Origin of the sequence: Corynebacterium sp. USCH3, from assembly GCF_037619475.1 — a bacterium.
Lineage (GTDB): Bacteria > Actinomycetota > Actinomycetes > Mycobacteriales > Mycobacteriaceae > Corynebacterium.
In genome coordinates, this window is record NZ_JAQPZT010000006.1 from 69,699 (window position 1) to 84,290 (window position 14,592).

General features: G+C 66.9%; 15 protein-coding genes. 14 read left to right on the plus strand and 1 reads right to left on the minus strand.

Annotated features, from left to right (window positions below; translation table 11 throughout):
• Positions 1 to 13 precede the first annotated feature (13 nt).
• From gabT to PQI66_RS13125, 4 genes are all read left to right on the plus strand, one after another.
• On the plus strand, positions 14 to 1,357 hold the full coding sequence (gene gabT, locus PQI66_RS13110) for a 4-aminobutyrate--2-oxoglutarate transaminase (protein ID WP_339998966.1): 1,344 nt from the start codon (positions 14 to 16) through the stop codon (positions 1,355 to 1,357).
• 29 nt (positions 1,358 to 1,386) lie between these two features.
• Positions 1,387 to 2,850, plus strand: a complete 1,464-nt coding sequence (locus PQI66_RS13115) for an NAD-dependent succinate-semialdehyde dehydrogenase (RefSeq protein WP_339998968.1) — start codon at positions 1,387 to 1,389, stop codon at positions 2,848 to 2,850.
• 191 nt (positions 2,851 to 3,041) lie between these two features.
• Complete coding sequence (locus PQI66_RS13120) at positions 3,042 to 3,407, plus strand: RidA family protein (protein WP_339998970.1); 366 nt, start codon at positions 3,042 to 3,044, stop codon at positions 3,405 to 3,407.
• Positions 3,404 to 3,928 carry a MarR family winged helix-turn-helix transcriptional regulator gene (locus PQI66_RS13125; RefSeq protein WP_339998971.1) on the plus strand — a complete coding sequence of 175 codons (525 nt, stop codon included), beginning with the start codon at positions 3,404 to 3,406 and terminating at the stop codon, positions 3,926 to 3,928. The genes PQI66_RS13120 and PQI66_RS13125 overlap by 4 nt, the downstream gene beginning before the upstream one ends.
• 13 nt (positions 3,929 to 3,941) lie before the next feature.
• On the opposite strand, the gene PQI66_RS13130 is transcribed toward PQI66_RS13125, so the two are convergent.
• Positions 3,942 to 4,601 (minus strand): flavin reductase family protein, encoded by a 660-nt coding sequence (locus tag PQI66_RS13130; RefSeq protein WP_339998972.1) that lies wholly within the window; start codon positions 4,599 to 4,601, stop codon positions 3,942 to 3,944.
• A gap of 429 nt (positions 4,602 to 5,030) precedes the next feature.
• Here PQI66_RS13130 and PQI66_RS13135 point away from each other — a divergent pair, with 429 nt between their 5' ends.
• The 10 genes from PQI66_RS13135 to PQI66_RS13180 are packed head-to-tail and all read left to right on the plus strand — an operon-like array spanning position 5,031 to position 14,558.
• Positions 5,031 to 6,566, plus strand: a complete 1,536-nt coding sequence (locus PQI66_RS13135; RefSeq protein WP_445228036.1) for an aldehyde dehydrogenase — start codon at positions 5,031 to 5,033, stop codon at positions 6,564 to 6,566.
• A gap of 28 nt (positions 6,567 to 6,594) precedes the next feature.
• A complete protein-coding gene (locus PQI66_RS13140; protein ID WP_339998974.1) occupies positions 6,595 to 7,536 on the plus strand; it encodes a VOC family protein in 942 nt (313 codons plus the stop codon).
• Between the two features lie 16 nt (positions 7,537 to 7,552).
• The gene (locus PQI66_RS13145) at positions 7,553 to 8,413 is read left to right on the plus strand and encodes an alpha/beta fold hydrolase (protein ID WP_339998977.1); all 861 of its coding nucleotides are present in this window, start codon (positions 7,553 to 7,555) and stop codon (positions 8,411 to 8,413) included.
• A 29-nt stretch (positions 8,414 to 8,442) separates the two neighbouring features.
• Entirely contained in the window at positions 8,443 to 8,961 is a 519-nt protein-coding gene (locus PQI66_RS13150; protein ID WP_038545550.1) for a cupin domain-containing protein, read from the plus strand.
• 5 nt (positions 8,962 to 8,966) lie between these two features.
• Positions 8,967 to 9,713, plus strand: coding sequence for an SDR family NAD(P)-dependent oxidoreductase (locus PQI66_RS13155; RefSeq protein WP_339998979.1), 747 nt, complete (start codon positions 8,967 to 8,969; stop codon positions 9,711 to 9,713).
• 41 nt (positions 9,714 to 9,754) lie between these two features.
• On the plus strand, positions 9,755 to 10,537 hold the full coding sequence (locus PQI66_RS13160) for an SDR family oxidoreductase (protein ID WP_339998980.1): 783 nt from the start codon (positions 9,755 to 9,757) through the stop codon (positions 10,535 to 10,537).
• Positions 10,530 to 12,227 carry a thiamine pyrophosphate-binding protein gene (locus PQI66_RS13165; protein ID WP_339998981.1) on the plus strand — a complete coding sequence of 566 codons (1,698 nt, stop codon included), beginning with the start codon at positions 10,530 to 10,532 and terminating at the stop codon, positions 12,225 to 12,227. Before PQI66_RS13160 ends, PQI66_RS13165 begins: the two co-directional genes overlap by 8 nt.
• Positions 12,220 to 13,179, plus strand: coding sequence for a PDR/VanB family oxidoreductase (locus tag PQI66_RS13170; protein WP_339998984.1), 960 nt, complete (start codon positions 12,220 to 12,222; stop codon positions 13,177 to 13,179). The genes PQI66_RS13165 and PQI66_RS13170 overlap by 8 nt, the downstream gene beginning before the upstream one ends.
• Before the next feature lie 55 nt (positions 13,180 to 13,234).
• A complete protein-coding gene (locus PQI66_RS13175) occupies positions 13,235 to 13,450 on the plus strand; it encodes a recombinase-like helix-turn-helix domain-containing protein (RefSeq protein WP_339998985.1) in 216 nt (71 codons plus the stop codon).
• Between the two features lie 7 nt (positions 13,451 to 13,457).
• Positions 13,458 to 14,558 carry an aromatic ring-hydroxylating dioxygenase subunit alpha gene (locus PQI66_RS13180; RefSeq protein ID WP_339998986.1) on the plus strand — a complete coding sequence of 367 codons (1,101 nt, stop codon included), beginning with the start codon at positions 13,458 to 13,460 and terminating at the stop codon, positions 14,556 to 14,558.
• Positions 14,559 to 14,592 lie beyond the last annotated feature (34 nt).

A 14,592-nucleotide genomic window follows, 5' to 3' on the forward strand; every position in this document is an offset into this window, starting at 1 on the left:
AAGGAGCCTCCCGATGAAGGACCTCACCTACCGCCTGCCGCAGGAGCGCACGCTCACCACCACCGGCCCCGGGCCGAAGAGCACCGCGCTCGCCGCCCGTCGCGACGCCGTCGTCCCCCGGGCGGTGACCCCGAACCTGCCGAACTACATCGTCGACGCTGACGGAGGTGTCCTCGTCGACGCCGACGGGAACTCCTTCGTCGACTTCGCGTCCGGCATCGCCGTCACCACCGTCGGTGCGTCCAACCAGGCGGTCGTCGAGGCCGTGAGTGAGGCGGCCTCGCACTTCACCCACACCTGCTTCATGATCTCGCCGTACGAGTCCTACATCCGCATCGCCGAGAAACTCGCCGAGATCACCCCCGGCGACCACGACAAGCGCACCGTGCTGTTCAACTCCGGCTCCGAGGCGGTGGAGAACGCCGTGAAGATCGCCCGCAGCTACACCGGACGCAACGGTGTCGCCGTCTTCGACCGCGCCTACCACGGCCGGACCAACCTGACGATGGCGATGACCGCGAAGAACATGCCCTACAAGTCCGGCTTCGGCCCCTTCGCGCCCGAGGTCTACCGCGCCCCGGTGTCCTACCCGCTGCGCGACGGACTGACCGGCGCCGAGGCCGCCGAGCGTGCGATCATCACCCTCGAGCAGCAGGTCGGAGCGTCCAACCTGGCCTGTGTCGTCATCGAGCCCATCCAGGGTGAGGGCGGGTTCATCGACCCGGCCGAGGGCTTCCTGCCCGCCATCGTGGACTGGTGCCGCGCCAACGACGTCGTCTTCGTCGCCGACGAGATCCAGGCCGGCCTGTGCCGCACCGGCGACTGGTTCGCCTCCGACCATGAAGGCGTCGTCCCCGACCTGGTCACCATCGCCAAGGGTGTCGCCGGCGGCATGCCGCTGTCCGTAGTCGTCGGACGGGCCGACATCATGGACGCCCCGCACCCCGGCGGGCTCGGCGGCACCTACGGAGGCAACCCCGTCGCCTGCGCCGCGGCGCTCGCGTCCATTGACCAGATGGAGACCCTCGACCTCAACGGGCGGGCGAAGGAGATCGAGCAGATCGTGCGTGAGGTCCTCGACCCGTTGGTCGGCGCACCGGGGATCGGCCTGGCCGAGGTCCGTGGCCGCGGCGCCATGATCGCCCTCGAGTTCGTCGACGCCGACGGACGTCCGGACGCCGCCACCACCAAGGCTGTCGCCGAGGCCTGCAAGAGCGCCGGTGTGCTCATCCTGACCTGCGGCATGGACGGCAACGTCGTCCGCCTGCTGCCGCCGCTGGTGATCACCGAGGACCTGCTCAGGGACGGTCTCGGCGTGCTCGCCGACGCCATCCGCGACAACGGTGTAGGCAAGTAGTGGAGAGAGAAACAGGAGGAACAGCAGCCATGACCAACCGCACACTCCCGTCCGACCTGACCGACCTGCTCACCAGCCAGGTGGCTGACGCCGACAGCACCTTCGACGTCGAGGACCCCGCCACCGGCGATGTGCTCGTCACCGTCCCCGACCGCAGTGCCGACGATGCGCTCGACGCCCTCGGCCGAGCCGTCGAGGCCCAGAAGATCTGGGAGAAGGTCCCGCCGCAGCGTCGGTCGGACGTACTCGCCCGCGTCTTCGAGATCATCAACGAACGCTCCGAGGACTTCGCCACCACGATGACCCTGGAGATGGGTAAGCCGCTGGCGGAGGCCCGCGGTGAGGTCACCTACGGCAACAGCTACTTCCGCTGGTTCGCCGGCGAGGCCGTCCGCATCCCCGGACGCTTCACGCAGGCGCCCGCCGGCAACGGCCACATCCTCGTCTCGAAGCACCCGGTCGGCCCCGTCCTGGCGATCACCCCGTGGAATTTCCCGCTGGCGATGGCGACCCGAAAGATCGCCCCGGCCATGGCGGCCGGCTGCCCGGTGGTCGTGAAGCCCGCCAAAGAGACCCCGCTGACGATGATCCTCGTCGGTGAGGTCATCCGGCAGGCGCTCGAGGAGATCAGCGACGAGTTCGGTGACCTCTCCGGGCTGGTCACCATCGTGCCGTCGACCCACTCCGGGGCGATCTCCGAGACCCTCATGGCCGACGGCCGGCTGCGTAAGGTGACGTTCACCGGGTCGACCCCGGTCGGCGCGACCCTGGTCCGCCAGTCCGCCGACCAGCTGCTGCGCACCTCCATGGAGCTCGGCGGGAACGCTCCCTTCGTCATCGCCGCCGACGCCGACCTCGACCTCGCCCTCACCGGCGCGATGGCGGCGAAGATGCGCAACGGTGGCGAGGCCTGCATCGCGGCCAACCGCTTCCTGGTCGACGCCTCGATCGCCGAGGAGTTCACGAAGCGCCTCACCGAATCCATGTCGCAGGTGACGATGGGGCACGGGATGGACGAGGGAACCACCCTCGGCCCGATGATCACCGCGAAGCAGCGCGACGGTATCGCCGCCCTCGTGTCCGAGGCCGTCGACGCCGGGGCGACGGTCACCACCGGCGGTGAGGTGCCGGACGGCCCGGGTCACTTCTACCCGGCGACCGTTCTGACGGACGTCCCGGCGGGCGCCCGGATCCTGCGCGAGGAGATCTTCGGCCCCGTCGCCACGGTGACCACCTTCTCCACCCTGGAGGAGGGCGTGGCGATGGCGAATGACACCGAGTTCGGTCTGGCCGCCTACGGGTTCGCTAGCTCCCTGGAGAACGCCCAGTACCTCGCGGCGAACCTGGAGGCCGGCATGGTCGGCATCAACCGCGGTGCCATCTCCGACGCCGCCGCACCGTTCGGCGGCGTGAAGCAGTCCGGTTTCGGGCGCGAAGGCGGTACGGAGGGGATCGAGGAGTACCTCGAGGCGAAGTACGTGGCGCTGAACTGAGGCCGGCGCAGCGCCTCCGGCAGACGACACCGAGCCTGGTGTCCGTGAGTTGATCCGACTCGCGGGCATCCAGGCTCGGTGTCGTCTCTCGTGCGTGGTCACACTTCTTCGGTTAGCGGAGGGGAACTATTGCTGACTAAGCGTTTATTCGCTAAGATACTTTGCGACCACCACCCGACGGAGAGGCAGCCATGTCCGACGTGTCCACCGACCACCCGTACAGCCCCGCGAAACGGGCGGGCGACCATATCTACGTCTCCGGAGCACTGTCAGTCGATGCCGACTACCGTCCGGTTCCTGGCCGGAGGGAGTCGTTGGACGCCGCGCTGCAGCGCATGACAGAGCGACTGGCGACTGCCGGCGGGCGCCCTGACGACGTCGTGAAACTGACCTACTATGTCACCGACCTGTCGCTCCGGGAGGAGGCCAACCAGCAGTTCCGTGAGAATTTCGCGGCCACCGGTGCTGCCCGGACGTTCCTCGAGGTCTCCAGGCTTCCTTACGGTGCCTCCGTCGAGATTGACGCTATCGCCGTGACGCCGGACGGCGGCGAATGAAGTCTGAGGGGGAGGCGGACTATGTCGACCACATTGTCGAGCAATGGGGCGTCGTCGACCCCGGCCTCGACGTCAGTCCTCTCGAAGTGTTCGGCCGCCTGCACCGCACCTACCTGCTTTACAGTCACATCATCAGTGAGACGTTCGAGGAGTACGGCATCAACCAGGCCGGCTTTGATGTTCTGGCGTCGCTGAAGAGAGCGGGGAAGGGGGCGTCCATCACTCCTTCGCAGTTGTCGGAGCAGGCGTTGGTCACGTCCGGTGGGGTGTCCCTGCGCCTCAACCGGCTCGAGGATGCGGGGCTGGTGGAAAGGATCCGCGGGCGTAAGGACCGCCGGGCCGTGAGCGTGCGGCTCACGGAGGCGGGCGAGGCGCTGATCGCCCGGGTCTCACGTCAGCACTTCGCCAGGGAGGCGGAACTGCTCGACGGGTTGGACGGCGAAGACCGTCAGCAGCTGGCCGATCTGCTCCGCAAGCTCTTCATCTCGCTTGACCGTGACGTCGGAGAGCGGGGGGAATGATTTCCCTGGTGACCTACGTGGTCGCCACCGGTCCGTCCGGACGCTGCATCGTGAACTTGTGCCCGGGGTCGAGACCGAAGTAGTCCCCCGGCCCGCCGGCCCGGAGGACGGGTTTCGCCAGCGCGGTCTGGTAGATCCCGTCGACCAGCAGTCTCCGGGCGACGTGGACGCCGACGACCTCGCCGAAGACCACGCGGGTCTCCGTGACCGTGCCGGTCAGGGTCTGGAGCGGGACGACCTGCGTAGTCCGGCATTCGAAGACGACGGGGGACTCGGCGACGTGTGGTGCCCCGACGATTCGTGAGGCGCCGGGCGTCAATCCGGCCACGGCGAATTCGTCGACGTCCGGGGGAACTGCCGCCGAGGTGCTGTTCATCGCCGGGGCAAGTCCGTCCGTCACGAGGTTCCAGCAGAATTCCCCCGTCGTTTCCGCATTGGCGAGGGTGTCTTTGGGGCCGTTGCTCGCGAAGCCGATGATCGGCGGTTCGTAATTGAAGGCGTTGAAGAAGCTGAATGGCGCGACGTTGGGCACGCCCTCGGCCGACTGGCTGGAGATCCAGCCGATCGGACGCGGTGCGATGATCGCGTTGAACGGCGAGTGGGGGAGTCCGGTGCCGGATCCCGGCTCATAGAAGTGGGTGTCGTGGGGTGCGCCGGTCGCGTCGTCTGTCATCGTCTGTGCTTTCGCTGTCGTGGGTGCCGGGTGGGTGCCGGGTGGGTGCCGGGCACCGGTGCCGGTGGAGTTTACCTATGCCGACAGCCGCATTCCCCCGTCCGGTGTCCGGGGGAACGGAGGACGGCTATCGGGTCTGTTGCGCCGGTGTATCACCAGTTCAGGGACTATCGTGCCGGCGTTCTGCTGGAGGACGACACCGCCCCGGGGGTAGTTGATGGGGGTGGACGGCGACGATCGGCGAAATATTTCTTTCCGATTAATATCTTAGTGCTGAACAGTGCTTCTTAGGGGGAGCTGACCCTAAGAAGGTGGTTTTGCCGGGGGAATGTCCCGTCGCGGCTATTGAGTGCCGTCGGCGACGCCAATAACATTGCGCAAAATAGTAAAGCGGTAAGTAATCAAGCGGACATAAGAGGAGCTGACCACGTGACCACCACGACCGAGAGGGCGAGCCAGGGGGCGGCCCAAGACACCCAGCTCCCCACACCTCCGCTCGTCACTGACGCATTCCGGCTGGGCGGCGAGTGGGTCACCGGCGACGGCGGTTCCTTCACGGTCGTCGACCCGGCCACGGGGCAGGCGGTACAGACGGTCCACCAGATGTCCGCCGACCAGGCGACGCAGGCCATCGACGCGGCTTCTGCGGCCTTCCTGGAGTCGGGGTGGAAGGATCTGCTGCCGCATGAGCGTGGCGGATACCTCCGCACGATCGCGGACCTCATGGTGGACAACCTGGACCGGTTGGCCACCATCCAGACGCTGAATACCGGTAAGACCCTGTCGGAGACCCGCAAGCTCGTTGCCAGTGCGGCCGGTACGTTCCGCTACTACGCGTCGGCCGTGGAATCCCGTGAGGAGTCCGTCACCCCACGACGCGGTCCGTGGCAGACGGTCAGCGTCCTTGAGCCGCTCGGGGTCGTCGCGGCGATCACCCCCTGGAACTCTCCGATCGCCTCGGACGCCCAGAAGATCGCGCCTGCCCTTGCCGCAGGAAACGCCGTCGTCCTCAAACCGGCGGAGTGGACACCACTCGTCGCGATGGCGCTGATGGAGCTCGTGGTGGAATCCGGTCTTCCGGAAGGTCTGGTCACGGTGCTCCCGGGGAAGAGCTCGGTGATCGGTGACGCCATCACCGGCCACCCCGCGGTCGCCAAGATCTCCTTCACCGGTGGCACCTCCGCAGGAAAGTTGATCGCGCACCAGGCAGCTGAGCGCCTTATCCCGACGACGCTGGAACTCGGCGGGAAATCCCCGACAGTCGTCTGCGAGGACGCGGACATCGAACAGGCTCTCCAAGGTGTCCTGTTCGGCATCTTCTCGTCGAGCGGGCAGAGCTGTATCGCGGGATCGAGGCTCTTCGTCCACCAGTCCATCTACCGGGACTTCGTCGATGAACTCGTCCAGCGCGCCCGTGCCCTGCACATCGGGCCGGGGGTCGACCCGGACACGGACGTCGGCCCGCTCGTGCACCGCAGACACCGGGAGTCAGTGGCGTGGTACGTGGACCGGGCCCGCAGCGAGGGCGGCACCGTCCTCTGTGGCGGGAAAGCCCCGGACGATCCGGCATGTGCCGCCGGCACGTACTACGAACCCACCGTCATCGAGGGTCTCGACAACTCCAGCGCCACCTGCCAGGAGGAGATCTTCGGTCCGGTCCTCGTCTGTCTCCCCTACGAGGATGACGACGATCTCGTCGCCCAGGCGAACGACACCGTGTACGGCCTCGCCGTCGGCATCTGGACGCCCGACTTCCTCCGCGCCCGCCGTCTCGCCGCAGCGATCGATGCCGGCACCGTCTGGATCAACACCTACAAGCAGTTCAGCATCTCCACCCCGTTCTCCGGGTTCAAGGACTCCGGGCTGGGGGTGGACAAGGGAATGGACGGCCTCGCCGAGTACTCGAAACGGAAGAGCCTCTACTGGGGACTCGATTCGAACCCCATGACCTGGGGAAAGCACTGAGCGACCAATCACCACAGAAGGAGACATCATGACCACCGCCTACCAGCCACCCATCGCGCAGTTGCGAAAGGTCCGCTTCGTGGAGCTGCGCACCAGCGCGCTCTCCGACTCCGCCGACTTCTACTCGGGTGCATGGGGACTCGACGTCGTTGAACAGGAGGAGGGGAGTTCGTGGCTCCGGGGGACCGGGTCCGAGCACCATATCCTCCAGCTGACCGACGCCCCGAAGAACGGTCTGGGACGTATCTGCTTCGCCGTCGGCACCCCGGCCGAGGTCGACGAGGCCGCCCGCCGTCTCGACGCGAGAAACATCCCGATCGTCTTCGGCCCCGGTCCCGCAGACAACGCAGGCGCAGGCTACAGCGTCAGTTTCCTCGATCCCGAGGGCCGCCTCATCGAGTTGCTCGCCGACTTCTGGGCTGTACCGGAGAGGTACACCAGCGACGCGATCCCCAAGAACATCGCGCACGTCGTGCTGAACACCGCGGACATCGACAAGTCCGTGGACTTCTACCGCGATGTCCTGGGTATGAGGGTGTCCGACTGGTCGGAGCACCAGATGGCCTTCCTGCGGTGCAACACCGACCACCACTGCATCGCCTTCAACCAGGCGGAGTGGGCGTCCGTCAACCACGTGGCCTACGAGATGCCGACCGTCAACGACTTCATGCGCGGCATCGGCAGGCTCAGACAGACCGGGATGACCCCTCTGTGGGGCCCGGGGCGGCACGGCCCCGGGGACAACACCTTCTCCTACTTCGGTGATCCGGCAGGGCTGGTCTGTGAGTACACCTCCGAGATCGCCCAGGTCGACGAGGACCAGTGGTTGTGCAAGGTGTGGCGGCGGACACCGGAACTGTCCGACACCTGGGGCACCGCCGGCCCGCCGAGCAAGGACGTCCGTTCCCACATGGCGGGTGTGCCCGACGAGGGTTCCTTCCACCTGCTTCCGGCGGACAAAGCCAGCTGACGAAAGGATGACGACGATGACCACACATTCGGGTCCCTCCGTGAGGGAAGGCCCACCCGGGATCCATCTCACGGAGACCGGTGAGGGAATCCCCCTGTTCATGCTCCACGGTATCGGGAGTTCCGGCGACGTGTTCCACGGTCAACTTCCGCTGCTGGCGGAGGAACACCGTGTCGTCACCTGGGACGCGCCGGGTTACGGACGGTCGGATGACCCGGACGGGCCCATGACCATGGACGACTTCGCCGATGCCGCGGCTGAGTGCATCAGGGCGTCCTTCACCGACGGCGCCCACGTCGTCGGAATGTCCTGGGGTGGGGTCATCGCCACACGGCTCGCGCTGCGGCACCCTGATCTTGTCCGGGGCCTGATCCTGGGCTCCTCCACTGTCGGGTCCGGAACCAGTGCGGAACAGGCTGAAGGCATGCGTGCGCGGCCCGGTGACATCGAGAGCACCGGCGTGGAGGAGTTCGCCCGGCAACGGGCGGTCCGACTCGTCTCGCCGGACGCCGACGAGATGACCAGAGGTCGGGCGGTGTCCCTCATGGCGAACTCGATCCGTCTCCCCGGTTACCGGTACGCCGCCGAATCCATGGCGACAACCGACAACACCGGCGACCTCTCCGGGGTCACCAGCCCCACCCTCGTCCTGTGGGGTGAGAAGGACACCGTCACCGGACGGAAGGCGGCGGTCCCGCTCATCGCAGGGATCCCCGGGGCGGTCGGAGTGGAGATCCGCGACGCAGGCCACCTCGCCAACCTCGAAGCCCCGGAGAGCTTCACCAGCTGGGTCTCCTCGTTCGCTCTCATCGCCGAGCGAATGCGGGAGTCCGAGAAGTACCGCAAGTCAACCCCACTCGCTGCTGCGGCACCGTAACGGCGAACCACCAGAAAGGGCACAAGACCATGACATCCACCGCAGAACTCACCTACGACAACTCCAACCTGGAGGAGTTCACCGACTCGCTCGTCCTCACGCGTGATTCCCGTTACGAAGACTGGGACACGCTCAACTTCCAGACGAAGGCGGGCGACCAGTTCGCCCGCGCCCAGATCCGCTACGTCGGCTCCGGGGCCACCGGTAACCACGACACCGACTCCCGGACGATCCAGTCCCGTGGGTTCACCTTCTCGAACATGCTGCTCCCCGCCGGTGCCGAGGGACCCGAGCACACCCACAATGACGTTGAAGAGGCCTTCTTCGTCCTCGAGGGTGAGGTTGACGTCAGCGTCCACCGAGGCACCGACGTCGTGACCCGCACCCTGGGGTACCGGGACATGATCGTCGTCCCCGCCGGTGTGCCCCGCAGTCTGAAGAACAACACGGACAAGCCGGCCCTCTTCTGCGTCATCATCGGCGCGCAGAAGCCGGAGATCCCCACGTACCCCGAGACGTCCGCGATGTACGGGATCACCAGGGACTGAGCACGATGACGATTCCACGGACACTACTCGTCACCGGCGCAGGGCGGGGCCTCGGACGGACAATCGCCCTGGATCTCGCCCGGTGCGGCTGGCACCTCTGGGTCGCCGACATCCGGTACGACGCGGTGGAGGACACCGCGCGCCGGATCATCAACGCCGGCGGATCGGCATCTCCGGTGGCCGTGGATATCTCGGACCCGGAGTCGGTCGACGAACTCGGAAAAGACCTGAGGGAAGCCGGTCCGCTCCACGGCCTCGTGAACTGCGCGGCGCTGGCGGACGGGGTCGGCGGATCCCCGGTCCACGAGATACCGGTCGCTGACTGGGACCGTGTGCTGTCGGTCAACCTGCGCGGCACCTTCCTGGTGACCCGGACCGTCGCGCCGCTGATCATCGAGGCCGGAGGCGGTTCCATCGTGAATATCGGCTCCGATGCCGCGACGAACGGTTCCGCGAACCTGGCCCACTACATCTCGTCCAAGGGTGGACTTGCTGCGCTGACCCGTGCCAGTGCCGCGGACCTCGGGCCGTACGGGGTCACCGTGAACACCGTGTCACCGGGGCTCACGCACTCGGAGTCGGCCCGGAAGGTACCGGAGAAGCGGCATGACGAGTACCGCCGCCAACGCGTCCTGCCCCGGGACCAGGAACCGAACGACATCACCGGTGTGGTCCGGCTCCTCCTCAACGACGAGGGCAGCTACATCACCGGCCAGGAGATCCTGGTCAACGGAGGATTTGTCTTCCGCTGAACCCACGGCGGTTGCATCAACACTGAAAGGAGGGACGGACGATGGACCTGCATCTCAGCGGAAGAACCTTCGTCGTCACCGGAGGGAGTTCCGGGGTCGGACTGGCGACGGTCGACGCGTTGTCGCGCGAAGGAGCGAATGTCGTGACCTGTGCCCGGGACGTGGACAGACTGCGGCGTGGACTTCCCCGACTCGCCCGACCGGACCTGGTCACCGCCGTGCGCTGTGACGTTCGTTCCGACGGCGACATGCGCGCCCTCGCTGCGACGGTCGGGGACCGTTTCGGGGTCCTGGACGGCCTGGTCAACAATGCCGGGGGATCCAGAATGGTTCCGCTCGCCGACATGACGACCGAGGACTGGCAGGACGAACTCTCCCTGAAATTCACACCGGTGTTGAACAGCGTCGAGCACCTGGTTCCGCTCATGGCGGAGGCGGAGTCCCCGGCGATGGTCAACCTCAACGCCGTCCTCGCCCGTCAACCCGAACCTGCGCTCGCCGCCACCTCCGCAGCGCGTGCCGGACTGCTGAACCTCACGAAATCGCTCTCACAGAGCCTGGCAGCCGACCGGATCCGGGTGAACTCGGTCTGCCTCGGCCTCATCGACACCGGGCAGTGGCGTCGGCGCTACGAGCAGATGAGCGACTACCCCAGTTACGAGGCGTTCTCCCGGGAGGTGGCCAACGACCGGGGCATTGTCCTGGGACGGTTCGGGCGGGCGGACGAGGTCGCCCCTGTCATCGCATTCCTACTGTCGCCCTGCGCGTCCTATATCACCGGCGCAACCATCGACGTCGCCGGAGGAGTAAACCGATATGTCTGATTCCACATCCCCGACCACATACCGCAACGGTGGAGAGCTCCTGTCCGACGTCCTGGCGGACGCCGGGGTGGACACCGTCTTCGGCGTCATCTCCGTCCATAACCTCCCTCTGGTGGAGGAGGTGTCCCGCCGACTCCGTTTCGTCCCTGTCCGCCATGAAGCTGCGGCAGTGAATGCCGCCGACGGGTACGCCCGTGCCAGCGGCACCATCGGGTGCGCGTTGACGAGCACCGGTACCGGGGCAGGTAACGCCGCCGGATCATTGATCGAGTCGCTGAGCTCGGCGACGTCGGTCCTCCACATCACCGGCCAGATCCAGAGCCAGTATCTCGGGTCGGGGCGCGGATTCATCCACGAGACCCGGGACCAGAAAGGCATGCTGGACGCCGTCTCCCGTGCCGCCTACACGATTACCAGCGCCGACGAAGCAGCCTCCGTCCTGCGCAACGCGGCCTGTCTCGCAGCGGATGCGGTCGGTGGACCCGTCAGTGTGGAATGGCCGATCGACCTCCAGTTCGCCGCGACGAGTGACCCGGGGACCCCACGGGACGACCTGCCCGCCCCGGTCGGCGCCTGCGAACCTGCCGACGCCGAACTCGACCGCATGCTCTCACTGCTCTCCGCCGCCCGTCGGCCGCTGCTGTGGCTCGGAGGCGGTGCCACAGGACGTGAGGCACGCCGACTCGTCACCACACTGTGCGAGTCCTGGGGTGCGGGTGTCATCACCAGCAACTCCGGACGGGGGGCGGTGCCTGAGGACCACGACCTGTGCGTCGGGAACTACGCCTCCAGTCCCGTCGGACGTGAACTGCTCGGCGAGGCGGACTGCCTCCTGACCATCGGGACCCATTTCCGGTCCAACGAGACCTCCGACTACTCCGTGGAGATGCCCACCGTGCACATCCAGGTTGACCAGGACGAGGACGCCATCGGTCGCGTGTATCCGGCGACTGCCGGTGTGCACGGTGACGCGGCGGCTGTCCTTGGCTACCTGGTCGAGAACCGCGGCAGGCTCCGCTCCGACAAGGACTGGCGGGGCCGTGTCGAGACAGCGAGGCAGGAGTGCCGTAGTCGTCAACGCACTGCCATCGGCGCACACGCGGAGTTCGTCGACGCGATCCGGGAGGTCGTTCCAGCGGAGTCTCCGATCGCCCGCGACGTCACGATCGCGTCCAGCTCCTGGGGCAACCGGCTGTTGCCGGTGCCCGCACCCGAGGTCAACATCTTCCCCCGTGGCGGTGGCATCGGCCAGGGGCTGGGGATGGCCATCGGAGCCGCGGCCGCGGTGCCCGGCCAGCCCGTCGTCGCCATCTGCGGGGACGGGGGCCTGGCCGTCCACCTCGGTGAAATCCTCACCCTGGCGCAGGAGGATCCCTGGCTGATTCTGCTGGTGTTCAACGACTCGGGGTACGGGGTGCTGCGGAACATGCAGGACTCCATGGGAAATGACCGTGCCGGGGTCGACCTGACCACACCTGACTTCAGGTTGCTGTCCGCGGCCTGCGGGCTCGACTACGCACGGATCGGCTCACCGGAGGAGGTCCGTGAGGTCCTGCGCGACGCCGTGGCACTGAGATCCGCCGTGGTTGTCGAGGTCGACCTCGCATCCTACGGTGACATGCCGGCACCGTTCACCCCGCCGGTCACCGTTCCCGACAACGAGTCGGCGGAGGTGGGCGACGATGAGTGACCTGTGCACGATCCCCGTGATGATTCGCTCGATGCGGGTCGAGGCCGAGGGGGTGCTTTCCCTGGAGCTGATCCGGGCGGACGGCGGTGACCTGCCGGAGTGGACGCCGGGCGCGCACGTCGACGTCAGGGTCGGTGACGGTCTGGTCCGCCAGTACTCCCTGTGCAGCGACCCGGACGACACCAGCCACTACAGGATCGGTGTCCTCAGGGAGGTGGTGGGCCGGGGCGGCTCCCGCCATGTCCACGACGTCCTGCGCCCCGGCCACGAGGTCATGATGTCCGAACCCAGGAACAACTTCGAGGTCAGCGACAACGGGAAGCCTCTGATCCTCATCGCCGGAGGGATCGGGATCACCCCGGTTCTCGCCATGGCACGGGCAGCCGCCGCCACCGGCCGGGAGTTCCACCTCTACTACGGCGGACGCAGCCGGGCCTCGATGGCGTTCCTCGACGAGCTCGGCGAACTGTCCGGACAGGTCACCGTCACCTCCGACGACCGGGACGGCGTACTCGACCTCGACACCATCCTGGACGGCGTGGACAGCGGCGACCGGGACGTGTACGTCTGCGGACCCGGGGGTCTTCTCGACGCCGTCGAGAAGAGGGCGGACGGCTGGCCCGCCGGCACCTTCCACTGTGAACGTTTCGTCGCCAGGAGCGTCGAGCCGCCGCCCGAGGGCGAGCGTGAGTTCACGGTCCGCTGCGTCGACAGTGACGTGGAGGTGAACGTCCCGGTCGGTTGCACCATCATGGAGCAACTTGAGGCCGCGGGGATCGACGTCCCCCACTCCTGCCGGGAGGGTACCTGCGGAACCTGCGAAACCGACATCATCTCCGGCGTCCCCGACCACAGGGACTCCCTGCTGTCGTCCGAGGAGAGGGACTCCGGGGAGACGATGCTCATCTGCGTCTCCCGGGCGAAGTCCGACGTCCTCGAACTCGAGATCTGACACACCGTCCACCATCCACACCTGCCACCACCAACCTGAAAAGGACTTCACGGCCATGACCCGATACCTCGAACCGACACAGGCCAGGGACGGCGCACCGTCCAACTACGAACTGCAGCTGGCGCATGCTGTCGAGCACCTGTTCGCCGCCGGCTGCGATTCGCCCGAATCCCTGGCAGAAGGACTGAACGACGCCGACGTCCCCGGCCCGGGCGGCGTCCCGTGGACCGCAGAGAGCTTCCGCAACGAAATGGCACGACTGGGAGAGTGAATGACCAATGGCCAACTACTACAGCCCCGAAATCACCGAGGACTTCCTGTACCTGAACGGTCTCCGTGACCGCTGGTACGCGGTGTGCCCGTCCTCCTTCATCCAGCCCGGACGGATCGAGAAGCTCCGCCGGCTCGGGCAGGACTGGATCCTGTACCGCGACACCGCCGGAAAAGTGAGCATGCTGGAGGACCGGTGCCCTCATCGTGGCGCACCGCTGAGTCAGGCCACCCATCTGGGTGACCGCGTCGGATGCAAGTACCACGGTGTCCAGGTCGACGGCACCGGAACTGTGCGGGCCGTACCGGGGATGCCCGGGTGCGAGATCGAAGGACAGCGTCTGGTGACTGCCCCGGTCGTCCGGGAACACGCGGGTGCGGTCTTCGCATGGTTCGGTACCGACGCCGACGCGGAACCCGCCGAACTGGTCTTCCCGGACCCGCTCACGGACGACAGGATCTCCTCGTTCCTCTGCTACGCCGAGTGGGACTGCAACTGGCGCTTCGGCCTGGAGAACCTGCTCGACCCGATGCACGGCACGTTCCTCCACCACGACTCACACTCGATGTCGGAGGGCGATACGAAGGCGAAGTTCCAGATCCGAGAGTCTGACCGGGGGTTCTTCTTCGAGAAGACCGACCAGGTCGGCGTGAACTTCGACTGGGTGGAGCTGTGCGACACCGGTGCCGACTGGGTCGACCTTTCCATCCCGTACCCGCCGTCGGCCGGCCCCGGTGGTGCCTTCGGCATCGTCGGCATGGTCATCCCGATCGACGCGACCAGTTGTGGAGTGTTCTTCTGGCGGTACCGGAAGGTGTCGGGCTGGCTCCGGGATGCCTGGCGCTTCCTGTACAAGACCACCCTGGAACCGCGGCACTGGGAGGTGCTCGAACAGGACCGGGTCATGCTCGAGGGGATGGCGCCGGACGCCGACGCCGCCGAGAACCTGTACCAGCACGACCTCGGGGTGATGCGGATCCGTCGGCTGTTCCGGAAACAGGCGAAGCGCCAGGCGAAGGCGATGGCGAACAGCGGCGCGTCCAGCGGTGCACGGGCGAGGCAGACCGGGGCCCGGAGCACGACCGAAACAAAAGCTGCAACCGCGTAACAGGACGACCGGCGGATGACGACACCACCGGTTC